The 325-nt window shown below is 51.1% G+C and carries 1 protein-coding gene; it reads right to left on the reverse strand.

Annotated elements, in window-relative coordinates; translation table 11 throughout:
• A partial coding sequence (locus Q4563_RS18095; protein ID WP_303605488.1) for a hypothetical protein occupies nucleotides 1-260 on the reverse strand: 260 nt, incomplete at its 3' end.
• Nucleotides 261-325 lie beyond the last annotated feature (65 nt).

The following is a 325-nucleotide window of genomic DNA, read 5'->3' on the forward strand; positions in this document are numbered from 1 at the left end:
GTGCCGACCTGACCCAGATGCTGATCAAAGACAGTGGCTTTGCCAAAAAATTCTTCGACGCCATGGTTCGTAAAATGGAAGCCGAAAAAGGCCCAAGCTGGTAATACCCCCAGCCGGGCCTCACCGTTTTGAAAGCACCACCACAGAGTCGTCTTCTTTTTATCCGGTTTCTCATAACCAATAGCTGCCGGATAAAAAGGAAGCACTCTGTTTACCTCCCTCCTTCCTTTATCGGTGGTGGTGCTTTCTTTTTTTACCACACGTCTGGCCCTGCCGAAGCCATCATGGCAGCAGGTGCCAACCCGACAAAGTCATGACCGTGCAC

It is taken from the genome of Gilvimarinus sp. 1_MG-2023 (assembly GCF_030548285.1).